The organism is Lutimaribacter degradans, assembly GCF_023703375.1.
In the GTDB taxonomy this organism is placed as follows: Bacteria; Pseudomonadota; Alphaproteobacteria; order Rhodobacterales; family Rhodobacteraceae; genus Lutimaribacter; species Lutimaribacter degradans.
Window position 1 is genome coordinate 24,283 of sequence record NZ_JAMQGO010000001.1, and the last position, 23,949, is coordinate 48,231.

Consider the following 23,949-nt stretch of genomic DNA (forward strand, 5'->3'; position numbering starts at 1 on the left):
TTGAACTCGGTGGGCTGCCTTCCGAAATTAACAGGATGTTAAGAATTTGTGCTGCCTTTGTTCTGATGCTTGCCGCCTGGCCCGCCGTGGCCGGGCCGCAAGGGTCCGTGCGCGTGGTCGATGGCGACACCTTGAAGGTGGGCGGCGTCACCGTGCGGCTGCATGGCATCGACGCGCCGGAAACCGACCAGTTCTGCGGCGGCGATGGCGCGCCGCCCTGGGCCTGCGGGTCATGGGTGCGCAATGAACTGCGCGGCTGGGCCGAGGGGCGGAATGTCAGTTGCCGGACGGTCGATACCGATCGGTATGGCCGGGTGGTGGCCAAGTGTTACCTTGACGGTCAGGATATCGGGCAAAGGCTTGTGCGCGACGGGCTGGCCTTTGCCTATCGCAGGTACAGCCTGGATTATGACCTTGATGAAAAGGGCGCGGCGGTGAATGGGCGCGGCCTGCATGGCACCGGCATACAGTCGCCCGCCGCCTTTCGCCGTGCCGCGCGCACGGCACAAGGCGCGGCCAACCTTGATCACGCGCCAGATGGCTGCGTGATCAAGGGAAACATCTCGTCCGACGGGCAGCGCATCTATCACATGCCCGGTCAGGCATGGTACGGGCGCACGCGCATTTCGCCGGCAAAGGGCGAACGCTGGTTCTGCTCCGAATCCCAGGCCCGAAACGCTGGCTGGCGCCGCGCGGCCCGCTGAAATGCGCACAAGCTTTGTGCAACTGACAGGCTGGCATGCCCCGGCCCGGTGACTTAGGTTTCTGCCATGGATGAAAAGCTTTCCCTCGATCTGCGCAGCGGCCTGCCCGCCCATCTGCGCGTGCTGGCCGACAAGTACCCGCGCGAGATGTGGCGCGGGCATACTAACTTCAACCAGCTGACGGCGTTCTGGCTGGATCGGCACCTGATGTTCCGCAAGGTGCTGGACAAGCTGATCACTGAAACGCAGGCGCATCTGGATGACAGGGCCGGGCCGCGTTACGGGCCCGAGTTGAGCCGGTATACCGGATTCTTCCTGCAAGAGCTGCACGGCCATCACGGGATCGAGGACGCGCATTATTTTCCGCAGTTCAAGCCGCTGGATGCCCGCGTTTCCGGGGCCTTCGACCTGCTCGACCATGACCACCACGCGCTGGATGCGCATTTGCATGACCTGGCGCAAGACACCAACGCGGTTTTGCGCGCGCTGCAGGCCGGGCAGGGTACGCATGACGCGGCGGGCGCCCTTTTGGCCCGGCACGAGGCGTTTCGTCACTTCCTTGATCGGCACCTGACAGACGAGGAAGAAGTGATCGTGCCCCTCGTTCTGGAATACGGCGCCGACATGGCATGATTTTTTGCGGTTTTCCCGCGCATTGCCGCGCCGGTTTGATCCGCATCAAGGAGGAGGGGGCCAGTCTTTACTAGTCTGGCGTTCAACCAAGGAAACAGGAAGGAGACCGCGCATGTCCCATACCCCCCACGAATTGCATGAAGAGTTCCCCGAACACGCGGAAAAAATGACCGCGCTTAAAACCTCGAACGCGCATTTTGCCAAGCTCGCCGAGGAATATCACGAGATCAACCGCGCCGTGCACCGGGCAGAAACCGATATTGAGCCGACCGACGATCTCAACATGTCCGAGATGCGCAAGAAACGCGCCGCTCTGAAGGACGAGATTTACCAGATACTTTCGGCCGCCTGATCGGCAAAGGCACATGCCGCAGGACGGGTTTGTCGGCCTGGGGCTTGTTAGTGACCCGTTTGGTTTTTACAGGGGCGGCGCCGAAATGGCGCCGCCCCGCGTTTGTCGGGGTTGGGAAATCTCCGTTGCCCCGGCAACACCCGCAAGGGCCAGCGCGGCCATCACCCGAAACCCCAGGCTTCACTCCACCCGGTAGGGCAGAACCCCGCGTTCGTTACTGTCGATGGACAACCGCCGCTCCAGCGGCGGGACCGAACGCTGGTGGCAATGGGCGCGTTCGCAGATGCGGCAGGATATGCCTATGGGTTCGAACGCGCGTGGGTTCGAAAGGTCCAGGTCGTCGGCATAGACCAGCGCATCGGCGTGGCGCACCTCGCACCCCAGCGCAATGGCATAGCGCCGGGTGGGCGCGCCGAAGGCTCCGCCCGGCTTGCTGACGTCACGAGCCAGGTTGATATAGCGCATCCCGTCGGGTGTTTCGGCCAGTTGCCGCAGGAATCGGCCCGGTGTTTCAAAGGCACGGTGCACGTTCCAAAGCGGACAGGCACCGCCAAAGCGCGCGAATTGCAGCCGTGTGGCGCTGTGGCGCTTGGTGATGGTGCCGGCCTGATCGACGCGGACGAAAAAGAAGGGAATGCCCTTGGCGCCGGGGCGCTGCAATGTCGACAGGCGGTGCGCCACCTGCTCGATCGAGGCCGAGAAACGCGTTGCCAGCAGTTCCAGGTCGTGGCGGGCGCCTTGGGCGGCTTCGAGAAAGCGCGTATAGGGCATGAGCGCCGCCCCGGCAAAGTAGTTGGCCAGCCCGATCTTGGCGATGGCGCGGGCCTCGTCGCTGCGAAAACGCGCGAAATCCAGCGTCGCCTCAAGCAGCTTGTCCTGTTGCAGCAGCGCGAGTTGCAGAAGGATCTGGAAGGTCTGGGTTTCCGGTGCCGCGCGGTTCGAAAGGGTCAGCACGCGGGCCTCGGGGTCGAAATGGCGCAGCCGGTCGCTGTCGGCCAGGCGCAGGTTTATCCCGGCCTGATCCAGCATCTCGGGCGCCTGCAAGCGCATCGGGCGGCCTTGGGTGGCCTGCGCCATGTGTTCGGCCGCGCGGTCGACGGCGTCGATATAATTGTCGCAATAATGAAAGAAATCGCGCACCTCGTCCCAGGGGCTGGGTTGCAGGCGCGACTCTTCGCGCCCCAGCGCCTCGTCCAGGCTGGCGAGCCGTTCGTGGGTTTGACGATAGGCGTGATGCAGGTCGATGAAGGCGCGCGCCAGCGCCGGCGCGTTCGATGCGGTTAGCCGCAGATCGGCCAGTGGCGGGGGCGCATCGCCGAAAAGCGGGTCGGCCATCGCTTCGCGCATGTCGGTGACGAGCCGCTCGCTGTCGCCGGTGTAAAGCTCGGTCACGTCAAAGCCGAACTCCTGCGCCAAGGCCAGCACCACGGTCGTGCTGACGGGGCGGTTGTTGTTTTCCATCTGGTTCAGATAGGGCAGGGACACGCCCAGTTTCGCGGCGAAATCCTTTTGCGTGAGGCCGAGGCGCTGGCGGGTTTCGCGCAGCTTGGCGCCGGCATAAAGCTTTTTCGTGGCCATGGGGATTCTTTGCAGTTTTGCGTTTGTACAAAGGTGCCTTTGCAAAGCGCGCCTGTCCAGTCTGCTATAGCGGGCGCGCGGGCCGGGCCTCGTGCCGACCGACGAAACGAGGGGGCCAGCCCCCTCGTGCTCCCCCGGGGTATTTCAAGCAAGAGGAAGAGGTCAGAGCCCCAGTTGCCGTTCGCGCAGGATGACGCCGGTTATGGCGACCACGGCGAAAAGCGAGGTCAGGAACATAATCCAGATCAGCGGAAATTCCCCTGCGCCGGGCACCAGTAGCGCGCCTGCCAGTGCCGACAGGCCCGCGCCGCCGCCGATCATGATGGCGCCGCCCAGCCCCGAGGCGGTGCCGGCCAGGTGCGGGCGCACCGACAGCATGCCCGCGGTAGCATTGGCGATTGTCATGCCGTTGCCAACACCCACAAGCGTCATGAAGCCGAAAAAGCTCAGCGGGCTGGAATAGCCGGAATAGGACGAGACCAGCGAGAACGCCATGCCCACGGTGGCCGTGACCGTGCCCCAGAGTACCATCTTGTTCACGCCGTAGCGCGAGGCATAGGCGCCCGTGATCCAGTTGCCCAGGAAATAACCGATCGACGGTGCGGCGAAATAGATCCCCATCTTGCCGGGCGAAAGACCAAACACGTTGGAGGCCACGAAGGGCGCGCCGCCCAGATAGGCAAAGAACGCGCCCGATCCGAAGGCCGCCGCAAGGCAATAGCCCCAGAAGCGTGGGCTGGTCAAAAGCTCGGGGTATTCGCGGAACTGTCCCAGCAGCGTGTTGTCCGAGGCGCGCGCGGTTTCGCCCAGGTCGCGCCATGTCAGCCAGAACACAGCCAAACCGGCAAAGAACAGCAGCCAGAAATTCGCATGCCACCCGAACAGTTCTTCGAGGATGCCGCCGATGGCCGGGCCGATCATCGGCACCACCGCCATGCCCATGGTGACATAGCCGATCATCGAGGCGGCGCGGTCTTGTGTGAACATGTCGCGCACAACCGCGCGGCTGAGCACCATCGCAACCACCACCACGGCCTGGATCATGCGGAAGGCCAGGAATACGGTGACGTTGGGCGCGAAGATGCAGCCCAGCGTGGCCAGCAGGTAGAGTGCAAGGCCGATCAGGATCACCGGCCGGCGCCCGAAGCGATCCGAGATCGGGCCGACGAAGATCTGCAGAACAGCGTTCATCGCCAGGTAGATCGCAACCGAAAGCTGCATGAGCCGGTATTCGGTGTCGAAATAGACGGCCATCCCCGGAAGCGAGGGAAGAAACACGTTCATGCTGAGAGCCGAAATACCGGCCAGAAGGATCAGCGTTGAAATATGTGGGGGTGTGGTGCGATCAAGATAGCGCACCGAGGCCGTGTCACTCATGGAACTTGAGTAGGCCCAGCCCGGGGCAATGTCCAGACGCCCGCCGCGTCTTTGCTTTTTTGCAATTAGCTTTAAAAATATTTCACATGATTTGCAAATTTGCCGGATTTCGTTTGGACTTGAGCCAGCGCAACATTATAACCCGCCGAAACGGAAGGGGACCGCCATGAAAGACATCCTGCAAGAACTTGAAACCCGCCGCCATGCTGCACGCATGGGTGGGGGGGAGAAACGCATTGCCTCGCAGCATGACAAGGGCAAGCTGACCGCGCGCGAACGGATCGATCTGCTGGTCGACGAGGGCAGTTTCGAGGAATACGACATGTTCGTTGCCCATCGCTGCACCGATTTCGGGATGGAAAAGAACCGCCCATACGGCGACGGCGTGGTGACGGGCTGGGGCACGATCAACGGGCGGTTGGTCTACGTGTTCAGCCAGGATTTTACCGTTCTGGGCGGGTCGGTGTCGGCCACGCATGCACAAAAGATCTGCAAGATCATGGATATGGCCATGCAGAATGGCGCGCCGGTGATCGGCATCAACGATTCGGGGGGCGCGCGTATCCAGGAAGGTGTCGATAGCCTTGCCGGTTACGGCGACGTGTTCCAGCGCAACATCATGGCCAGCGGCGTGGTACCCCAGATCAGCGTGATCATGGGCCCCTGCGCGGGGGGCGCGGTCTACAGCCCGGCCATGACCGATTTCATCTTCATGGTCAAAGACAGCAGCTACATGTTCGTCACCGGCCCCGACGTGGTGAAAACGGTCACGAACGAGGTGGTCACCGCCGAAGAGCTGGGCGGCGCCAGCACCCATACCAGGAAAAGCTCGGTCGCGGATGCGGCGTTTGAAAACGATGTGGAGGCGCTGGCCGAGGTGCGGCGCCTGGTCGATTTCCTGCCCGCCAACAACCGTGAAAAGCCGCCTGTCCGCCCGTTCTTCGATGATGTCGATCGGGTGGAACAGAGCCTGGACACGCTGGTGCCGGAAAACCCCAACACGCCTTACGACATGAAGGAGCTGATCCTGAAGATCGCGGACGAGGGGGATTTCTACGAGATCCAGGAGGATTTCGCCAAGAACATCATCACCGGGTTCATCCGGCTGGAGGGGCAGACCGTGGGTGTTGTCGCCAACCAGCCGATGGTTCTGGCCGGCGTTCTGGACATCGACAGCGCGCGCAAGGCGGCGCGTTTCGTGCGGTTCTGCGATGCGTTCGAGATTCCGATCCTGACGCTGGTGGATGTGCCCGGCTTCCTGCCGGGCACCAAGCAGGAATATGATGGCGTGATCAAGCATGGCGCCAAACTGCTGTTTGCCTATGGCGAGGCGACGGTGCCCAAGGTCACCGTGATTACCCGCAAGGCCTATGGTGGCGCCTATGTGGTGATGGCGTCGAAACATCTGCGGGCCGACGTGAACTATGCCTGGCCGACATCCGAGGTGGCGGTGATGGGGGCAAAGGGTGCGACCGAGATCCTGTATCGCAGCGAGCTGGGCGATGCCGAGAAGATCGCGCAGCGCACCAAGGAATACGAAGATGCCTTTGCCAACCCCTTTGTCGCCGCCGAACGCGGTTTTATCGACGAAGTGATCCAGCCGCGCAGTACCCGCAAGCGCCTGGCGCGTGCCTTTGCGATGTTGCGCAACAAGAAACAGGACATGCCCTGGAAAAAGCACGACAACATCCCGCTGTAAGCGCGGGTGGTTGCCCGGGGGCGGGGGCGCTGCCCCCCGTCGCGCGTGGCGCGACTCCCCCCGGGGTATTTCTGGCAAGAGGAAAACGATACGGTGGCACGACGCGGACAACAGGATCGCTGGTATGTGGACAGGGCGGGGACGGGGCTTACCCTGTCGCGCCATCGGCCCGCGCGGTTCGACCTAGGCGTCGAGGCGGTTTTGCCGTCGATGGACCCCTTGCGGCTGGCCCACCAGGTGCGGCAGGATATGTGGCGGGCGCTGCGCGACCTGCGGGGGTTCGCACCGGCCGTGCGCGTCGCGCGCAAGGGCGATGCTTTGCACGTGCTGGCAGGTGGCGCGGTGGATGGCCCGGTGCCGCGCGCGTGGGCCGAAGCGGCCATTCGTGCGGTTCTGGACGATCCTGCCAACCGTGCCCGCTGGCAGCGCCACGCGGGCAAAGGGGTGTCTTATGTATAGGCGCCTGATGACTTTCGTCGCGCTTGGGGGGGCTTTGGCCTGTGCGACCACGGCAGCCGGGCAGGAGGAGGCCCGGCCCGTGCCCTCACCGCCTTCCGGGATTTCCCTTGCCTTGCAGGACGTGGTGATCGACGCGCCCGCCGGCATGGGCGAAGTGGCGCGATTTCGTTTTGTCGCGCCGGCCATCGGGCAGGATGCCGGCTTTGAGGAAGTCGAGCAGGATTTCGGGTTCCTGTGTCGCGATTACGCCCTGCCCCAGCTGGCGCAGGCCGGGGTGAGCGCGACGCGCGTCATCGTTTCCTTGGCTTCCGAGCCGATCGAGTTCGGTGCCACCGATCCCGAAATCATTCAGTACATGGATGTGTTTCGCGTCGAAAATGACACCTGCATCTGGGAGGGTTTTTGACCATGCCACAATATCTTGCGGGGCATTGTTCAGGTTCGGCGGCAATTGCGGCTTTCCCGTCACAGACTGCGGCGGCGTCTGCGCGCACGTATCATTCTTCGCGTGATTCTTGTATTCTGTATTTCGGTTGCACCCAAGCGACCGTTACCTCGCAAGAGGGGCAGGGCCGGTGCCGATGCGCCGGTTTGTCCAAAACAAGAAACAGGAGAAACGGATGTCGAAGTACATCAAGAGCATGCTCGCCCTGGGTCTGGTTGCCGGTCTGGCAGCCTGCGCACAGCCGGCAGAGGAAGAATACGTCGTGGTCGAGCCCGAGCCCATCTCGGTCGAGCCGACCTATACCGGCAAGTACAAGTAATGCTTGTCGGGGTCGGGTCTTCGGGCCCGGCCCCATCCCTGCCCTTGGCGATGCGGGGGCCCGGACATGTTGAAGCATCGCGGCTTTCCCGGTCGTCTTCCGGGCACTGATTTCCAGTTCATCATTCGCCGCGCCAACCCCAAGGGCGCAACGCCGCTGACCGCGCGTGAACGGTACCGCGACCGCCGTCCGGCCGACAAGCGCGCCGACGCGGCTTTCTTGGGTGCGCTGTGGGATCATTTCGGCGATCAGCCTTTCGAGCGCGGCAACCTGGATGCCGGGCGGTTGAGCTGGCTGTTTGGGCGCGAAGTGGTGCCTGCGGAAGATCCGTTCGACCCCGAAAGCTATGACGCGCTGTTGCGCATTGACGAAGCCACTGCGCGCGCTGCCTTTCCGGAGGTGTTCGAGGAATGATCGGCACTTTCCTGCGCAAGGCGCCTCAACTTTGGCGGGAAACGGCCTATCTTGAGGGCTGTGATATTTACCATATTGCGCCATGGTCTGCCACGCGGCAAACTGGTTTTGTAGTGGTGGCCCGAACCCCTCGGGCCGGGACGATGAGTCTGACCCGTTACCCTTCCCCTGTTGGGCGGTGCGACCTTTCCCCAGGTCGGCCGCCCATCTTTTATAAAAACCGCTCAGAGACTTGTGCCGGTCGGCAACGCTTTGCCTGTATTCCGGCGGGGCCCGGCTATGTCTGGTATTTGCCCCAGTTCGCGCCATATAGCCTGTTGCTGAAAACTTGGGAAAAAAGGCAGGACAGACCATGCAGATCAAATCCGTTTTCCTCGTTGCGGTTGCAACCGCCGCGCTTGCGGGCTGTGGTGACACGGCGCTGGAACAAACGTTGCTGGGCGCAGGCACCGGCGCGGCGGCTGGCGCGGTGCTGGACACCAACGTGGCAGGCGGAGCCTTGGTCGGTGCCGTGGCCAACGTCGCCTATTGCCAGCAATACCCGTCGCGGTGTTGACGCAACACTTTCCAACGTCAGTGCGCAGCGCGCTGGCGTAAACACACTGTTTCCGGTACGGTTCGCCTCAAAGCCTGAAGAAAAAAATCGAGGCACCGAGCATGAGAACCGTGAAATTCCTGGCCGCGATGGGCGTCATCGTGGCGGTCGTCGGGTGGTCATCCGTTCCGGAAACATCCAGCCGATTCCACTTCGCCCCGTCATACGACGCTTTGCCGGGCCTCGACTGACCGGCGGCGCCTCTGGCGAGATGCCGCCAGGAAACCACCCGAACCATATGCAAAACCGCGCCGGCCGCCCTTGGGCGAACGGCGCCGTTTCGCGTTCTGCCATAGGAAAGAAAAGGGACAGCGCATGTTCAACAAGATCCTGATTGCCAACCGGGGCGAGATCGCCTGCCGCGTGATCAAGACCGCCCGCAAGATGGGTATCCAGACCGTCGCGGTCTATTCGGATGCCGACAAACATGCGTTGCATGTGGAGATGGCCGACGAGCGCGTGCATATTGGCCCGCCTCCGGCAAACCAGTCTTACATCGTGATCGACAAGATCATGGACGCCATCAAGCAGACGGGTGCGCAGGCGGTGCATCCGGGCTATGGTTTCCTGTCGGAGAACCCGAAATTTGCCGAAGCGCTGGAAGCGGCCAATGTCGCCTTCATCGGGCCGCCCAAGGGCGCGATCGAGGCGATGGGCGACAAGATCACGTCCAAGAAGCTCGCGCAGGAGGCCGGTGTCAGCACGGTGCCCGGCTACATGGGCCTGATCGAAGACGCCGAAGAGGCGGTCAAGATCAGCAACGAGATCGGGTACCCGGTGATGATCAAGGCCAGCGCGGGGGGCGGTGGCAAGGGCATGCGCATCGCGTGGAACGACGACGAGGCGCGCGAGGGGTTCCAAAGCTCGAAGAACGAGGCGGCCAGCAGTTTCGGCGATGACCGTATCTTTATCGAGAAATTCGTGACGCAACCGCGCCATATCGAGATCCAGGTGCTGTGCGACAGCCACGGCAACGGCGTGTATCTGGGCGAGCGGGAATGTTCGATCCAGCGCCGGAACCAGAAGGTGATCGAAGAGGCGCCAAGCCCCTTCCTTGACGAGGAAACCCGCCGCGCGATGGGTGAACAGGCCGTGGCGTTGGCCAAGGCCGTTGACTATGCAAGCGCGGGAACCGTGGAATTCATCGTCGATGGGCAAAAGAATTTCTATTTCCTCGAGATGAACACCCGCTTGCAGGTGGAGCACCCGGTGACCGAGTTGATCACCGGTGTCGACCTGGTCGAGCAGATGATCCGCGTGGCCGCAGGCGAAAAGCTGTCGATCACGCAAGATGACGTGAAGCTGACCGGCTGGGCGCTCGAAAGCCGGCTTTACGCCGAAGATCCGTATCGGAACTTCCTGCCCTCGATCGGGCGGCTGACGCGCTATCGCCCGCCCGCCGAGGTGGCCGCCGGCCCGCTGCTGGAGATGGGCACCTGGCAAGGTGACGCGCCCGCCGGCGACACGGCCGTGCGCAACGATACCGGCGTGTTCGAGGGCGGCGAGATCAGCATGTATTATGACCCGATGATCGCCAAGCTGTGCACATGGGCACCCGACCGCGCGCAGGCGCTTGAGGCAATGCGCGTGGCGCTTGACCGTTTTGAGCTCGAGGGGATTGGCCATAACCTGCCGTTCCTGTCGGCGGTGATGGATCACCCGAAATTCACCGCGGGCGACATGACCACCGCCTTCATCGCCGAGGAATACCCCGATGGGTTTGACGGGGTCGCCCTGGATGAAGCCGCGCTGCGCCGTATCGCGGCCTGTTGCGCGGCGATGCACCGCGTGGCCGAGATTCGCCGTGCCCGCGTGTCGGGCCGGATGGACAATCATGAACGCCATGTCGGCGAAGATTGGAATGTCACGCTACAGGGCCAGTCCTTTGACCTGAGGACCGCGGCCGATCGTGACGGTGCGACCGTGACCTTTGCCGATGGCGGCAGCCACCGCGTGACAGGCGACTGGACACCGGGCGACCAACTGGCCGACATGCTGGTAGATGGTAAGGCTCTGGTGATGAAGGTCGGCAAGATCTCGGGCGGGTTCCGTATTCGCAGCCGGGGCGCGGACCTGAAAGTGCATGTGCGTTCGCCGCGCCAGGCCGAATTGGCGCGTCGTATGCCCGAGAAACTGCCGCCCGACACGTCGAAGATGCTGCTGTGCCCGATGCCGGGCCTGATCGTGAAGGTCGACGTGGAAGAGGGTCAGGAGGTGCAAGAGGGCCAGGCGCTGTGCACGGTCGAGGCGATGAAGATGGAAAACATCCTGCGCGCCGAGCGCAAGGGCATCGTGGCCAAGATCAACGCCGGGCCGGGCGACAGCCTGGCCGTGGATGACGTAATCATGGAATTCGAGTGACTCCATGATTGCCCGCGCCGTAACCAAGCGGAAAGGGCTTTGGCCCGATACTGTGCCCCGGAACATTTCCGGGGGCAGCCTGCATGGCATATATGGCGCGACTTTCCTGGCTTTGCCTGGGCCTTTTGACCCTGGTGGCCTGCGCGATGGACAAACCCGAAACCGCCCGCGCCTTTGCCGATCGTTGGGTCTGGGTGCAGGCGCAAACCTATTTCTCGTCGGCACGCGGCTGCACCGTGGCCGTGTACCGGCTGGACCGTTCCGGGCTTCGCACCGGCGCCAGGCGGGTTTACGATTTGCGTCAAGGGGTGGGGCTGCTACGGCAGGGGCACGGCGTGGCCTTTGCCGATACACAGACAACCCCAGATGCCCTGTCACGGGCGGTGATGTCGGCCGATCTGCATACGGGGCTTGGCCTGGTGTCCAGCGTCACCGGCCCGCGTACCTGCATGTCGGACGAGGTGGCGCGCGCCGTGCATCACATCCTGACCGGGCAGGGTGTGATCACTGTTTACGACCCGTCGGAAAACATGGTGTTGCTGATCGACACGGTTTCGCGTCACGCAGTCTTGATGCGCGGCCCGGTCTGACGGATCAGCCCGAGTCGCGCGTGTTCATTTCGCGAATTTCCCGCTGGCGGATCGGCATCTTGTCGATCGAGCGGGTGATCTCGCGCACGTCGAAGGGCAGTGGTTTGCGAATCCGCGTCTGTCCGTCCTTACTGATGATGACCAGTGAAAATCCACGCGGATACAGCGCCCGGCGGAGTGCCGACTCCGCCTGTGGCGTCGTGTCGGTCAAAACCACCACGTCGCGTTGCAGAAGCGGCCCTGGATCTTCGCGCAATAGCTGCATCTGTTCGATGTATCGCGGGTCGTTGGGGCTGTCGGCGAAGACGATCACTAGACGTGAAACCCACAAGAACTGGTCCAGTTCCACACCTTCCGACGACATCAGCGGCAATTCGGGCTCTGGCTCGGCTGTGTCCTGCGCCGCCGCCGGAACGGTGAAAAATATCGCGATTGCAAAGGCTAAGACGTGTTTCATGAATTCTCCTGTCAAACATGATATAGGCAGGCCGCGCGCTTATGCGAATAGGTTTTTCGTGAAATTCGTCGGAAATGCCAAGCTGGGGCCACAGCCCAACCCGGGGGCGGAATGATGGCAGCATTGTCCAGCCATCGCCACCCGACAGGGCGGGGGTGCCGCGGCATCCCCCATCCGCGCAGCGGCCATGGCCCATTCATTTCGTTCCGCCGTGTGCAGGCCGCGCGGCTGGCCACGGGAACCCTGTGCGGACGATCCGTTCCGGCCGGCAGCCGGTGCGGATGGTCCGGCCGAATTGATCACCGGAAAGCCGTTCGAGGCCAAGGGCGTCGCCCTTGCCCCCGACAAAACAGAAAGAGGACATGCACATGACCACCAAGGACGAGTGGCGGAAGCTGGCTGAAAAGGAACTTCGCGGGCGCCCGCTGGAGGACCTGACCTGGAAAACCCTTGAAGGGATCAAGGTGCAGCCAGTCTACACGGCCGAGGATGTCGAGGGGCTGGATCACCTCGGTTCGATGCCGGGATTTGCCCCTTTCACGCGCGGACCCAAGGCCACGATGTATGCCGGCCGTCCCTGGACGATCCGGCAATATGCCGGTTTTTCCACCGCCGAGGAATCGAACGCCTTTTACCGCAAGGCGCTGGCCGCAGGGCAGCAGGGCGTTTCGGTCGCCTTCGACCTGGCCACGCACCGCGGATATGACAGCGACCATCCCCGCGTTGTCGGTGACGTGGGCAAGGCCGGCGTGGCAATCGACAGCGTCGAGGACATGAAGATCCTGTTCGACGGCATCCCGCTGGACCAGGTCAGCGTGTCGATGACGATGAACGGCGCTGTCATTCCGATCCTGGCGAATTTCATCGTCACGGGCGAGGAGCAAGGCCACGACAAATCGGTCCTGTCGGGCACCATTCAGAATGACATTTTGAAGGAATTCATGGTGCGCAACACCTATATCTACCCGCCGGAGCCGTCGATGCGGATCATTTCCGACATCATCGCCTACACCTCGGACAACATGCCGAGATTCAACTCGATCTCGATTTCCGGCTATCACATGCAAGAAGCCGGCGCGAACCTGGTGCAAGAGCTGGCCTATACCCTGGCCGACGGGCGCGAATACGTGAAGGCCGCTATCGAGGCGGGTATGGATGTCGACAAGTTCGCGGGGCGGCTGTCGTTCTTCTTTGCCATCGGGATGAATTTCTTCATGGAGATTGCAAAGCTGCGCGCCGCGCGCACCCTGTGGCACCGCATCATGACTGAATTCGGCGCACAGAACGAACGCTCGAAGATGCTGCGCACCCATTGCCAGACCAGCGGTGTCTCGTTGCAAGAACAAGATCCTTATAACAACGTGGTGCGCACCGCCTACGAAGCGTTGAGCGCGGTTCTGGGCGGCACCCAGTCGCTGCATACCAACGCCCTGGACGAGGCGATTGCCCTGCCCACCGATTTCAGTTCGCGCATCGCGCGCAACACCCAGCTTATCCTGCAAGAGGAAACCGGCGTGACCAACGTGGTCGATCCTCTGGCGGGCTCTTATTACGTCGAAAGCCTGACGAACGAGTTGATCGAGAAGGCCTGGGCGCTGATGGAAGAGGTCGAGGAAATGGGCGGCATGACCAAGGCGGTGGCCAGTGGCATGCCCAAGCTGCGGATCGAGGAATCGGCCGCCACCCGACAGGCCATGATCGATCGGGGCGACGAAGTGATCGTGGGCGTCAACAAGTATCGCAAGGAAACCGAAGACCCGATCGACATCCGCGATATTGATAACCAGAAGGTCCGCGAGGGCCAGGTCGCCGCGCTGGAGCGTATCCGCGCCAGCCGCGATGACGCGGCTTGCAAGGCCGCGCTGGACGAGGTGACGCGCCGCGCGAAAGAGGGCGGAAACCTGTTGGAAGCGGCGGTCGAGGCCGCGCGCGCACGTGCAACCGTGGGGGAAATCAGCATGGCGATGGAAAAGGAATTCGGCCGCCACCGCGCCGAGGTGAAAACGCTGGCCGGCGTCTACGGCGCCGCCTACGAGGGCGACGAGGGTTTTGCCGCGATTCAGAAATCGGTTGAAGATTTTGCCGAGACCGAAGGCCGCCGCCCGCGCATGCTGGTGGTCAAGATGGGCCAGGACGGGCATGACCGCGGCGCCAAGGTGATCGCCACCGCCTTTGCCGATATCGGATTCGACGTCGATGTGGGTCCGTTGTTCCAGACACCGGACGAGGCCGCGCAGGATGCCATCGACAACGATGTGCACGTGATCGGCATCAGTTCGCAGGCAGCCGGGCACAAGACCCTGGCCCCGCAGCTGATCGCGGCGTTGCGCGAAAAGGATGCGGGCGACATCATCGTGATCTGTGGTGGCGTGATCCCGCAGCAGGATTACGAGTTCCTGAAAAAGGCCGGCGTCAAGGCGATCTTTGGCCCGGGCACCAACATCCCCGCAGCGGCGCAGGACATTCTGAAACTGATCCGCGCCGCGCGCGCCTGATCGCGGGCGGGGATCTAACGCAGGTTTGGGAAATGTCATTGGTTTTTCCCCATGATTTCAAGACGCCACCGCGATAGACGATACGTGACGCGCCAGCCGGGCGTATTTTCGGCATGGCGTTTGTAAGGTGCCCAAGGCCCGCCCGCAGCGATGCGTGGCGGGCTTTTTCCTGGTCATTTCGATCTGCTGGCCATTGGCGTGCGTATTTCCCATGAAAGATGCAGAAGGAAACCCAATGCAGATCGTGCTTCTTTACGGTGTCACCGCGCTTTTTTTCCTGGTGGTTGACGCCATCATGCTGACCAAGATCATGAGCCCGCTTTTCGAAACCCACCTGGGCGATCAACTGCGCGACAGCCCGCGCTTGGGGGCGGCTGCGCTGTTTTACTTGTTCTACGTGGTCGGTGTTCTGGTCTTTGTATCGCTACCGGCATTGCGGGCAGATGCGCCGATGCAGGCGCTTTGGATGGGGGCGATGCTGGGGGCCGTGGCCTATGGCACCTATGAATTTACCAGTTTCGCCGTGATGAAGAACTGGCACTGGCAGATGGTCGTGGCCGATACGACATGGGGCGCGGTTCTGACGGGCAGCTCGGCCTTTGTGGGGGTCTGGATCACTCGGGCGCTGATCGGCCCGGCCTGACAGGCCAGATGTCATGGCTCTCGCGCCTTTCCAGAGGATTGACCGTTCGTTTTCTGCGCAATAGCTTGATTACGCTACAATAAAGGCCTGCCCACATGGCCGAACAGTTCAGAGGTTACCGTTATGACATTCAAGACCATTCTTGCGGCTAGCGCCCTTGCCATGGCCGCTGGCATGCCCGCCTCGGCGATGGATGCCAAGATTTACCCTTATCATTCCAAGGAAAATTATTGCCCCAGCGGCCTGCAGCCCGTTGTTCTGGGTGGCGTGGTAAGCTGCGGCCAGCCGAACCAGTCGATCAGCTATGCGGAAATGAAACAGCACACGGTTTCAAGGCGCGGCCATGGGCGTCTTGTTTGCCCGGACGGCGAAAAGGGCTGTTATCGGCAGTGACCCAATTCGGGTAGGGGCGGCGGGCACCGCCGCCCCTTTGCGCCGGTTTCGATTAAAGAAGTTTCAAGTCGGCGGCCATCTCGCGGCCATCACGCCCTTCCTGGAGTTCAAAGCCGACTTTCTGGTTGTCGGCCAGGCCTGTAAGGCCTGAACGTTCCACGGTCGAGATGTGCACGAACACATCCTTGCCGCCTGAATCGGGTGCGATAAAGCCGTAGCCTTTGGTGGTGTTGAACCATTTCACGGTGCCGGTGGGCATGTCCCGTGTCTCCTTCTGTCGTCATAGTTCCACCCGGACGAGCCGGGCGAGCAGGCCGGTTATCAGGGTCCGGCATCGACGAGAGACGGAAACTGAACTCCAGTTGCTACCCTGAGGATTGCACCAGATTTGTAAAATACAAGCAAAACCTTGGTCGGAAATTGTATGCACAAATGGCTGGCCAAATGGCGAAATTGGAGAGTTGAAATGAAAATCTATGGTCTGAAAAACTGTGATACATGCCGTAAGGCATTGAAATCACTTTCATCGGCTGAGCTGGTTGATATTCGCACCACGCCGATGCCGATCGAATTGCTGACCCGGGCCCATGCGCAATTTGGTGCCGATCTGGTGAACCGCCGCTCCACGACCTGGCGAAATCTTGAGCAATCCGAGCGTTCCCGGCCCGAGCTTGAATTGCTGGCCACGCATCCCGCGTTGATGAAAAGGCCGTTGATTGAAACCAGCGACGGGAGCCTTTATCTGGGGTGGGCGGCAAATGTTCAGGCGGCGCTGATCTAGGCGCGGCGGATGGAGGATGAATGCGCAACGCGGCCTTGGTTCTGGGAATTATCGGCGGGCTTTTCGCCATGATGGTGGGCTTTTTCAGCTATGGCTACACCGAAGCCGCCGCGCGCTACGCCGAGATCGAAGAGATTTTCGGCCCCGTGGCCAATCGCGAAATGATACGTATCGTCAGTTTTGCCGCGCCCATCCTTGCCATCGCCGGCGGCGCCATGGCCAAGGCGCGCGCGTTGTGGGGCGGGGTGCTGATGATCGTGGCGGCGGTCGGGATCTATGCCGCTTTCGGCTTTGGCGTCTTCACGATGTTCCCGCTTGGCTTTTGCCTGCTTGGCGGGATTCTGGCCCTTGCCGCGGGGAAACCGGATGAGCCAAAGGCGCATTTCTGAACAACACCGCGTCGAGCGACAGCGCCCCCGCCCCCTTGATCGCCGGCACCAGCAACACCAGCATCCACAAGGCCCGTTGATCCAGGATCAGGCTGTCTGGCTGCCGGTCGAACCATGCACCCAAGGTTTCAGCATGGTCGATCCCGCCGTGGCCGTAAAGGTCGGTCAGGCTTTGCACCACGATGAACCCGATCATTCCCAATGCCGCCGCACGCGTCAAAAGCCCCAGGATCAGCAACAACGGCAGTATGAATTCCGCCCATGTACCGGCCAGTACAACGAGCGTGTGCAAGAACGACAATTGGCTGGTGTCAAACCCGGCAGCTTCCATCGCCCGGGGAAATATCTGCGCATAGGCGCCTGCGGAAGGCACGAAAATGCCAAAGACACCATCCCCGAGCTTGGTCATTGCCGAGGCCCAGAAATAGGGAAGCAAAACGGCGGCGAACACGAAACGCGCCAGTATTGGCAACAACCCGTCCAGATGAGCGATGGGCGCGGTCAGACGGTGATAAATTCCAAGCAGTACGGTCATTGTCGTGGGGTTCCTTTCGTCAGGGCGCGGTGCGACAGCAAAAAGGCCAGAACCTCGCCAAGGTCGAATTGGGGTGCCGCGTCGGTGGCGGTGTCCGCCGCCTGACCAAGGGGCTGTCCATCGCGGAGTGCGGCCATGAACGCGAAGCCGCCAGCAGGCAGCGCATGCGCCACCGGGTCGAAATCGGGGCGGATCACGGCGACTTCCTGTGCCCCGCCCTTGGGTTTTGCGGTGGAAGGGTCCAAGGCAAATCGGCGTATCTCGACCACGGGCCACGCGCTGCGCATGAGATGAACAGATGGCGCAAGCGCAAGCGGTGTCCGCTCTACGTCATCTTGCGAAACCGCGGACAGGTCTTCGGCTGTCAGGGCCGTGTGATCGGCCGCGTGATAGCTGGCGCGCAAAGCCAGTTCCAGCCGCGCGACGTCTGGCAGGTAGGGAATATGCGCCAGCGCCACGATAGCCGCCACCCAATCGGGAAAGTGCTGGCCATAGCGTATCATCAACGGTCCCTCGGGTGGGTTTTCGGTGGCGTACCCCCGTGCGATATTGCGGAAATTCTGGGCACCCAACAGGCTGCGGATGGCGGGAAAGCCCGTCTCCAACGCCTCGATCAGCGATACCAGAACGTTGTTTCGATAAACGTTGAAGCGCCGCCCGGCGGGGCGACCGGCCCCATCATGCAGACCAGCAGGCACCGGATGGGCCGGGTCGCGCAGCGCGGGCAGGAACTCGGTGATCAGCCCTGTCATCGTGCAAGCCTGGCGCTGTCACGATTCACAGACATCTCTTGCGCATCCGGTATCGCGGCCAGCGCATCAGCCGCGCGTGCGGCCTCGTCGCGCAGAACGAACCAGTCGGGCACGTCGGTATCCCATTCGACCAAAACCGGACGTGGGCCTGCCAGGGCCAGCGTATGATCAAGCAGCGCCCAGACAGGATCAGCCACTTCGCGACCGTGGCTATCGATCAGCAGCGGCGCGCCTTGATCATCGGTGTCGTCGTCGTGGCCGCCCAGGTGAATCTCGCCCACCGCTTCCAGGGGGAAGGCGTCGATATAGCCGCGCGGCGAAAACCCGAGATTCGTGGCCGAGACGAATACGTTGTTCACATCCAGCAGCAGTCCGCAGCCCGTGCGCCGGGTTATTTCGCGAAGGAAATCCGGCTCGTCCCATGTGCTGTCCGAAAACGCCAGGTAGCTGGACGGGTTCTCCAACAACATTCGCCGCCCGAGGCATGTCTGCACCTCGTCGATATGGGCGCATACGCGGGCGAGCGTGGCGTTGGTATAGGGCAGCGGCAACAAATCGTTGAAGAACGCGCTGTCATGGGTGGACCATGCCAGGTGTTCCGAAAAACTGTAAGGGTTCAGCCAGTTGCACAGCGTGCGCAGCCGGTCGAGGTGGTCGGGGTCAAGTCGCGCCTCGCCGCCGATCGACAAACCCACGCCATGCACGGAAACCGGAAACCGTTTCGACAGTTCGCGCAGTTGCGCGATCGGGCGGCCACCCGCGCCCATGTAGTTTTCGGCATGTATTTCCAGCCATCCTACCGGGGTAGGGTCATCCACCAGCGCTGTGTAATGCTGTGGTTTGTAGCCGACGCCGGGCAGGGCCGGCAGTGGGGTCTGGTGCGTGTCGAACATCGGGTGAACCTTTGATTGCAGGATGGACGGGACGTGCCCGCCCATCCCTGGGGCGCATCACGACTTGGGAACGTCGCGTTCCAGTGGTTCGAGGCTGCCCATACGCTCTCCCGGCAGGTCGATCTCGGTGCAGGTGCCCGCATCGACCATGGTCCATGCGTTGCCCTGGTAGTCGACGGTCGAGGTGCCGGCGCACGTGGTGCCGGGGCCAGCGGCACAGTCGTTCTCACCGGCCAGGCTGACACCGTAGCACTTTTCCTTTTCTGCGGCGCTGGCGGCGGTGCCATGCGCGGCAACGGCCGTTGCGACAGCGCCCAGAAGGGCGGCGGTTTTGAGTGTTTTCGACATGGAACTTTCTCTCCGTTACTAGGTTTGAAACCGTGCCGGGGCTTGCGCCCTCGGTGTCACAAGCCTGCCGCGACGCTGGGTCGCAGTGTAGTCACGGGCGCGTGCATCACGAGCGTGTCAGCGCGCGTTCACGCCGCGTGAGGTTTCGCGGCTGCAGCAATTCAGCGAAAACAACGGGTTCGTCTGTGGAACCGTAACAATCGGGCCATGTGCGCCAAGCTTCCTGCGGGGGAATGTTACAGGATTGTCCACCGGTGCAGGGCCATTGCGGCGCCGATCACGCGGTTCGTCAGCAATGTGTCAGTCCTGGGCCCGCGAAACGAAAACGGCCCGCGCAAAAGGCGGGCCGTTCCGATTTGGTGCAGGATGGTTCAGGCTAGGTCGGGCGGGGTGGCATCTGCTCCCAGGCTGGCCACGATGTCGGCCAACGGTTGCACGCTGGTCTGTTTCTCGCCCAGGCGGCGGACGGAAACGGTGCGGTCTTCGACCTCGCGGTGTCCGACGGCCAGGATGACGGGCACCTTGCCGACGGAATGTTCGCGCACCTTGTAGTTGATCTTTTCGTTGCGAATGTCGGCCTCGGCCCGGATGCCGGCCTTTTGCAGCGCCTCGACCACTTCGGCCACGTATGCATCGGCCTCGGACGTGATCGAAGCCACGACAACCTGTCGCGGGGCCAGCCAGAACGGCAGCTTGCCGGCGTGTTCCTCGATCAGGATGCCAATGAAGCGTTCGAAACTGCCCAGAACCGCGCGGTGCAACATGACGGGGCGGTGCTTGTCGCCATCGGCGCCGATGTAGGTGGCATCCAGCCGCTCGGGCAGGACGAAATCCACCTGCAACGTGCCGCATTGCCAGTCGCGCCCGATCGCGTCGGTCAGCACGAATTCCAGCTTGGGCCCGTAAAACGCGCCTTCGCCCGGGTTCAGACCCGGCTCGGTGCCCGCCGCGCGCGTCGCGGTAAGCAGCGCGTTCTCGGCCTTGTCCCAGATCTCGTCCGAGCCGGCGCGCGTCTCGGGGCGGTCGGAGAACAGAACCTTGAACTCGGCAAAACCGAGATCGCGGTAGATTTCCGACAGGAAATCGATGAAGCGGGCGGTTTCGGCTTCGATCTGATCTTCGGTGCAGAAAATATGCGCGTCATCCTGGGTAAAGCCGCGTACGCGCATGATGCCATGCAGCGCGCCCGAGGGCTCGTACCGGTTGCATGATCCGAACTCGGCCATGCGCAGGGGCAGGTCACGATAGGATTTCAGGCCCTGGTTATAGACCTGCACGTGGCCGGGGCAGTTCATCGGTTTCAGCGCGTTGACCGATTTTTCCCTCGCGTGCTCTTCGTCGACCTCGACGATGAACATGTGCTCCTGGTATTTCTCCCAGTGGCCCGAAGCCTCCCACAACCTGCGGTCCACGACCTGGGGCGTGTTCACCTCGACATAGCCGCCGCGGCGCTGCTGGCGGCGCATGTAATCCTGCAACTGAGTGTAGATCGTCCAGCCGTTGGGGTGCCAGAAGATCTGGCCCGGCGCCTCTTCCTGCATGTGAAACAGGTCCATCTCGCGGCCGAGCTTGCGGTGATCGCGCTTGGCGGCCTCTTCCAGCATGGTCAGGTGGGCGCGCAGCGCCTCCTTGTTCTGAAAGGCCACGCCGTAGATGCGTTGCAGCATCTGGCGCGAACTGTCGCCGCGCCAATAAGCGCCCGCTACGCTCATCAGCTTGAAGGCATCGGCGGGCACTTGTCCGGTGTGTTGCAGATGCGGGCCGCGGCACAGATCCTGCCAATGGCCGTGCCAATACATGCGAATGGGGTCGCTGCCCGGGATCGCCTCGATCAGCTCGACCTTGTAGGGTTCGTTGTTGGCTTCGTAATACTTGATGGCGCGGTCGCGGTCCCAGACCTCGGTGGTGACGGGGTCGCGCTTGTTTATGATCTCGCGCATCTTTTTCTCGATGGCGCCAAGATCCTCGGGGGTAAAGGGCTCGGCCCGGTCGAAATCGTAGTACCAGCCATTGTCGATGACGGGGCCGATGGTGACCTTCACGTCGGGCCAGATTTCCTGCACGGCGCGGGCCATGATATGCGCCAGGTCGTGGCGGATCAGTTCCAGCGCGGGGGCTTCGTCCTGCATGGTGTTGATGGCGATCTGCGCGTCGGCGTCGATCGGCCATTGCAGATCCCAATGCTGGCCGTTCACGGTGGCGCTGATGGCTTTCTTCGACAGCGACTTGGAAATGTCGGCGGCAACCTGGGCAGGGGTAATCCCGGCCTCGTAGTCGCGTGCATTGTCATCGGGGAAGGTGAGGGAAATCGGTGCCATTGCGGTTGGCTCCTCGTCGGTTTGGCGCCCACGGAACGCCCGGTTGCGGGTATAAGGTTCGGCTTGCTCTGTGCCCCTGCCCGTGGGCAAAGTCAAGCAGGGGGCTGGTGGCAAAACCGGGCGGGCGGCTTAAGTCGCCCAAGGCATGGCGCGGGTGCTTGCCGCGCGAGGACAGGACAGTGACATGACTGAAAGCCGCGCCGAACAGACATTCGAGACCTTGGCGGGCGAGACCGATGGCGATGACGGCCAGCGCGAGGCGCGAAACGGGCTGCGCCACATGGCGTCGCTCAGCCTGACGAAGGTTTCGGACGGGTTGATCGACCCGAAACTGGTGCTGAGCTGGCTGCTGACGGGGCTTGGTGCACCGGCGGCCTTCGTGGGGGCGCTGGTGCCCATCCGCGAGGCCGGCGCGCTTTTGCCGCAAATGGGCCTGGCGGTGGTGCTGCGCCGGATGACGCAGCGCAAGTGGATGTGGGTTGCGGGCAGTGCCGTGCAGGGGCTGGCCGCGGCGGGTATCGCGGTGGCGGTCAGCATCCTGTCGGGTTGGCTGGCGGGGCTTGTGGTCTGCTTGCTGCTGGCGGTTCTGGCTGTGGCGCGGGCTGCGTGTTCGGTCAGCTACAAGGATATTCTGGGCAAGACCGTGGGCAACACGCGGCGCGGTGCGGTGACGGGCTTTGCCGGTTCGGTATCGGCTGCGGTGGTGTTCGGCTATGCGCTGCTGCTTTTGTCGGGGTTGATGGACAGCCGCTGGCCGGTGATCGCGGCGGTGGCGCTGGCCGCTGTCCTGTGGGTGGTCGCCGCGGCGATACTGGCAGCCCTGTCCGAGCCTGCCAGCGAAGAGGCCGCGCCCGAAAAGCGCCCCGCTTACCTGGCCATTCTGCGCCGCGACGCGCAGTTGCGCCGCTTCATCACCGTGCGGGGCTTGCTGGTAGTGACCTCGCTTGCGCCGCCCTATTTCGTGGTGATCGCGGGGCAGTCGGGGGCACAGGGGCTGGAGCGTCTGGGCGCGCTTGTGCTGGCCTCCAGTGCGGCGGCGTTCGTGTCGTCTTACCTCTGGGGCCGTCTGGCCGACCGATCCTCGCGCCGGGTGCTGATGCTGTCAGGCTTTGTCGCGGCGCTGGCCATGCTGGGGGCTGTGGCGCTGACCCGCGCAGGGCTGGCCGATGGCTGGGCCATCGCCGGCGCGTTGTTCTTGCAGATGATCGCCTATCACGGGGTGCGGCAGGGCCGCTCGACCTACCTGGTGGACATGGCACCCGAAGAGGAACGCGCCTCCTACGCGGCATTGGCCAACACGGTGATCGGCACGTTGCTGCTGGTGGTCGGCGCCCTTGGCGGCGCATTGTCGGCGCTGGGCGCGGATTGGGCCCTGCTGGGGTTTGCCGGTCTGTCGGTCCTGGGGGCGTTCGCGGCGCTGGGCCTGAACGAGGTCGAGCGCGCCGGGTAGGCCAACGCGCGACGGTTTGGCGGCTATTCGCGGTGGTCTTGAGGCCGCGCTGGCCCGTCACGGCATCCATCCGCCGTGCGCAGCCGACAGCATTGCACCCGCCGCCTGCCCGTGCAGTATGGGCCCAAAAGCGGAGGGAACGATGCCGGAAACAGATTGGGCGCGCCTGAAGGCGCATGAGCTGCGCGCGCTGGCCGACCAGAATGCGGTTGTGATCTTGCCAGTCGCCTCGACCGAGCAGCACGGGCCGCACCTGCCCACGATGACCGATACGCGGCTGGGATACGAGATTGCCCATCGCGCGGCGCGCATCGCTTACGATACGCGCCCGGTCGTGGTGGCGCCCGTTGTCTGGTCGGGGCTGAGCGAGCATCACATGCCCTTCGGCGGGACCTTGACGGTCAGCCATGCCACGTTTCGCGCGTTGATTGCCGATCTGATCGACAGCATCACGCGGTTGGGCTTTCGTGACATCCTGATTTCCAACAGCCACGGTGGCAACATCGTTGCTTGCCAACAGATACTGGATGAACTCTCGCCCAAGGTGGCAGCCACGCTGGCCTTTGTCACCTATCCGACAGAGGCGGCCCAAGAGTATGCCGAGATCCTGGAGGACCAGGAACAGATCATGCATGCGGGCGAGGGCGAAACCGCGATGATGATGGCCTGCGAGGGCGACCTGGTCGATGCCAGCGAATTGGGCACCATCGCGCAAATGGGCGAAACGGGCGGGCCGGCCTTTCTGAAGGCGGGCAAATCGGGCTATCGCTGGCGGCCTTTTGCCCACATGACGGCCAACGGGCTGGCCGGTAACCCGGCCCGCGCCACGCCCGAAAAGGGCGAATTGCTGTTGCAGGCAGGGGCCAAGGCAGTCGCCGCACTGATCGCCGACCCCGATACATGGGCCAGCCCGCGCGACCTGCGCGGTGCCGGCACGCAAGGTGTGAATTTTCGGAAAGAGTGACACAA

The 23,949-nt window shown here is 62.8% G+C and carries 28 protein-coding genes; 19 read left to right on the forward strand and 9 right to left on the reverse strand.

Features of this window, described 5'->3' with window-relative positions; translation table 11 throughout:
* The first annotated feature begins 35 nt into the window (after positions 1-35).
* The 3 genes from M8744_RS00120 (at position 36) to M8744_RS00130 (ending at position 1,689) form a co-directional block, all read left to right on the forward strand.
* On the forward strand, positions 36-704 hold the full coding sequence (locus M8744_RS00120; RefSeq protein ID WP_251407532.1) for a thermonuclease family protein: 669 nt from the start codon (positions 36-38) through the stop codon (positions 702-704).
* Positions 705-770: 66 nt separating this feature from the next.
* Positions 771-1,337, forward strand: a complete 567-nt coding sequence (locus M8744_RS00125; protein WP_251407535.1) for a hemerythrin domain-containing protein — start codon at positions 771-773, stop codon at positions 1,335-1,337.
* A gap of 112 nt (positions 1,338-1,449) precedes the next feature.
* Entirely contained in the window at positions 1,450-1,689 is a 240-nt protein-coding gene (locus tag M8744_RS00130) for an HP1242/YdcH family protein (RefSeq protein ID WP_251407538.1), read from the forward strand.
* A 180-nt stretch (positions 1,690-1,869) separates the two neighbouring features.
* Here the strand turns inward: M8744_RS00130 and M8744_RS00135 are convergent, their stop codons facing one another.
* Entirely contained in the window at positions 1,870-3,267 is a 1,398-nt protein-coding gene (locus M8744_RS00135) for a helix-turn-helix domain-containing protein (protein WP_251407541.1), read from the reverse strand.
* Between the two features lie 162 nt (positions 3,268-3,429).
* Positions 3,430-4,644 carry a multidrug effflux MFS transporter gene (locus M8744_RS00140; protein WP_251407543.1) on the reverse strand — a complete coding sequence of 405 codons (1,215 nt, stop codon included), beginning with the start codon at positions 4,642-4,644 and terminating at the stop codon, positions 3,430-3,432.
* A 166-nt stretch (positions 4,645-4,810) separates the two neighbouring features.
* Between M8744_RS00140 and M8744_RS00145 the strand changes: the two genes are divergently transcribed.
* The 9 genes from M8744_RS00145 to M8744_RS00180 all read left to right on the forward strand — a co-directional run bounded on the left by M8744_RS00145 (position 4,811) and on the right by M8744_RS00180 (position 11,526).
* Positions 4,811-6,343 (forward strand): acyl-CoA carboxylase subunit beta, encoded by a 1,533-nt coding sequence (locus M8744_RS00145; protein ID WP_251407547.1) that lies wholly within the window; start codon positions 4,811-4,813, stop codon positions 6,341-6,343.
* 45 nt (positions 6,344-6,388) lie between these two features.
* Complete coding sequence (locus tag M8744_RS00150; RefSeq protein WP_251407550.1) at positions 6,389-6,802, forward strand: hypothetical protein; 414 nt, start codon at positions 6,389-6,391, stop codon at positions 6,800-6,802.
* A complete protein-coding gene (locus M8744_RS00155) occupies positions 6,795-7,208 on the forward strand; it encodes a DUF6497 family protein (protein WP_251407553.1) in 414 nt (137 codons plus the stop codon). Before M8744_RS00150 ends, M8744_RS00155 begins: the two co-directional genes overlap by 8 nt.
* A gap of 175 nt (positions 7,209-7,383) precedes the next feature.
* Positions 7,384-7,566: a hypothetical protein gene (locus M8744_RS00160; RefSeq protein ID WP_251410052.1), complete on the forward strand. Its 183-nt coding sequence runs from the start codon at positions 7,384-7,386 to the stop codon at positions 7,564-7,566.
* 66 nt (positions 7,567-7,632) lie between these two features.
* Entirely contained in the window at positions 7,633-7,980 is a 348-nt protein-coding gene (locus M8744_RS00165) for a hypothetical protein (protein ID WP_251407556.1), read from the forward strand.
* Positions 7,981-8,332: 352 nt separating this feature from the next.
* Positions 8,333-8,536: a hypothetical protein gene (locus M8744_RS00170; RefSeq protein ID WP_251407559.1), complete on the forward strand. Its 204-nt coding sequence runs from the start codon at positions 8,333-8,335 to the stop codon at positions 8,534-8,536.
* A gap of 101 nt (positions 8,537-8,637) precedes the next feature.
* The gene (locus M8744_RS17745; protein WP_256473989.1) at positions 8,638-8,766 is read left to right on the forward strand and encodes a hypothetical protein; all 129 of its coding nucleotides are present in this window, start codon (positions 8,638-8,640) and stop codon (positions 8,764-8,766) included.
* Positions 8,767-8,890: 124 nt separating this feature from the next.
* Positions 8,891-10,936: an acetyl-CoA carboxylase biotin carboxylase subunit gene (locus M8744_RS00175; protein WP_251407562.1), complete on the forward strand. Its 2,046-nt coding sequence runs from the start codon at positions 8,891-8,893 to the stop codon at positions 10,934-10,936.
* An 83-nt stretch (positions 10,937-11,019) separates the two neighbouring features.
* Positions 11,020-11,526 (forward strand): hypothetical protein, encoded by a 507-nt coding sequence (locus M8744_RS00180; RefSeq protein ID WP_251407565.1) that lies wholly within the window; start codon positions 11,020-11,022, stop codon positions 11,524-11,526.
* Positions 11,527-11,530: 4 nt separating this feature from the next.
* Here M8744_RS00180 and M8744_RS00185 read toward each other — a convergent pair whose 3' ends face one another.
* Entirely contained in the window at positions 11,531-11,983 is a 453-nt protein-coding gene (locus M8744_RS00185; RefSeq protein ID WP_251407568.1) for a DUF4174 domain-containing protein, read from the reverse strand.
* Between the two features lie 368 nt (positions 11,984-12,351).
* On the opposite strand from M8744_RS00185, the gene scpA reads away from it, so the two are divergent.
* From scpA to M8744_RS00200, 3 genes are all read left to right on the forward strand, one after another.
* Entirely contained in the window at positions 12,352-14,478 is a 2,127-nt protein-coding gene (gene scpA, locus M8744_RS00190) for a methylmalonyl-CoA mutase (protein ID WP_251407571.1), read from the forward strand.
* A gap of 235 nt (positions 14,479-14,713) precedes the next feature.
* Positions 14,714-15,121, forward strand: a complete 408-nt coding sequence (locus M8744_RS00195) for a DUF2177 family protein (protein WP_251407574.1) — start codon at positions 14,714-14,716, stop codon at positions 15,119-15,121.
* A 123-nt stretch (positions 15,122-15,244) separates the two neighbouring features.
* The gene (locus M8744_RS00200; RefSeq protein WP_251407577.1) at positions 15,245-15,514 is read left to right on the forward strand and encodes a hypothetical protein; all 270 of its coding nucleotides are present in this window, start codon (positions 15,245-15,247) and stop codon (positions 15,512-15,514) included.
* 52 nt (positions 15,515-15,566) lie between these two features.
* Here the strand turns inward: M8744_RS00200 and M8744_RS00205 are convergent, their stop codons facing one another.
* Positions 15,567-15,773: a cold-shock protein gene (locus M8744_RS00205; RefSeq protein WP_251407580.1), complete on the reverse strand. Its 207-nt coding sequence runs from the start codon at positions 15,771-15,773 to the stop codon at positions 15,567-15,569.
* Positions 15,774-15,980: 207 nt separating this feature from the next.
* Between M8744_RS00205 and M8744_RS00210 the strand changes: the two genes are divergently transcribed.
* Both M8744_RS00210 and M8744_RS00215 read left to right on the forward strand, forming a co-directional pair.
* Positions 15,981-16,295, forward strand: a complete 315-nt coding sequence (locus M8744_RS00210; protein WP_251409972.1) for an arsenate reductase family protein — start codon at positions 15,981-15,983, stop codon at positions 16,293-16,295.
* 20 nt (positions 16,296-16,315) lie between these two features.
* On the forward strand, positions 16,316-16,684 hold the full coding sequence (locus M8744_RS00215) for a hypothetical protein (protein ID WP_251407583.1): 369 nt from the start codon (positions 16,316-16,318) through the stop codon (positions 16,682-16,684).
* Here the strand turns inward: M8744_RS00215 and M8744_RS00220 are convergent.
* The 5 genes from M8744_RS00220 to thrS form a co-directional block, all read right to left on the reverse strand.
* Positions 16,596-17,219: a DoxX family membrane protein gene (locus M8744_RS00220; RefSeq protein WP_251407586.1), complete on the reverse strand. Its 624-nt coding sequence runs from the start codon at positions 17,217-17,219 to the stop codon at positions 16,596-16,598. The two genes, M8744_RS00215 and M8744_RS00220, sit on opposite strands and share 89 nt — an antisense overlap.
* Positions 17,216-17,971, reverse strand: a complete 756-nt coding sequence (locus tag M8744_RS00225; protein WP_251407589.1) for an HvfC/BufC N-terminal domain-containing protein — start codon at positions 17,969-17,971, stop codon at positions 17,216-17,218. The genes M8744_RS00220 and M8744_RS00225 overlap by 4 nt, the downstream gene beginning before the upstream one ends.
* Positions 17,968-18,864 carry an MNIO family bufferin maturase gene (bufB, locus tag M8744_RS00230; RefSeq protein ID WP_251407592.1) on the reverse strand — a complete coding sequence of 299 codons (897 nt, stop codon included), beginning with the start codon at positions 18,862-18,864 and terminating at the stop codon, positions 17,968-17,970. Before bufB ends, M8744_RS00225 begins: the two co-directional genes overlap by 4 nt.
* Before the next feature lie 57 nt (positions 18,865-18,921).
* A complete protein-coding gene (locus tag M8744_RS00235; protein ID WP_251407595.1) occupies positions 18,922-19,212 on the reverse strand; it encodes a BufA1 family periplasmic bufferin-type metallophore in 291 nt (96 codons plus the stop codon).
* Positions 19,213-19,583: 371 nt separating this feature from the next.
* Positions 19,584-21,530, reverse strand: coding sequence for a threonine--tRNA ligase (gene thrS / locus M8744_RS00240; RefSeq protein WP_251407598.1), 1,947 nt, complete (start codon positions 21,528-21,530; stop codon positions 19,584-19,586).
* A gap of 184 nt (positions 21,531-21,714) precedes the next feature.
* On the opposite strand from thrS, the gene M8744_RS00245 reads away from it, so the two are divergent.
* Positions 21,715-22,980 carry an MFS transporter gene (locus M8744_RS00245; RefSeq protein WP_251407601.1) on the forward strand — a complete coding sequence of 422 codons (1,266 nt, stop codon included), beginning with the start codon at positions 21,715-21,717 and terminating at the stop codon, positions 22,978-22,980.
* A gap of 142 nt (positions 22,981-23,122) precedes the next feature.
* Positions 23,123-23,944 carry a creatininase family protein gene (locus M8744_RS00250; RefSeq protein WP_251407604.1) on the forward strand — a complete coding sequence of 274 codons (822 nt, stop codon included), beginning with the start codon at positions 23,123-23,125 and terminating at the stop codon, positions 23,942-23,944.
* Positions 23,945-23,949 lie beyond the last annotated feature (5 nt).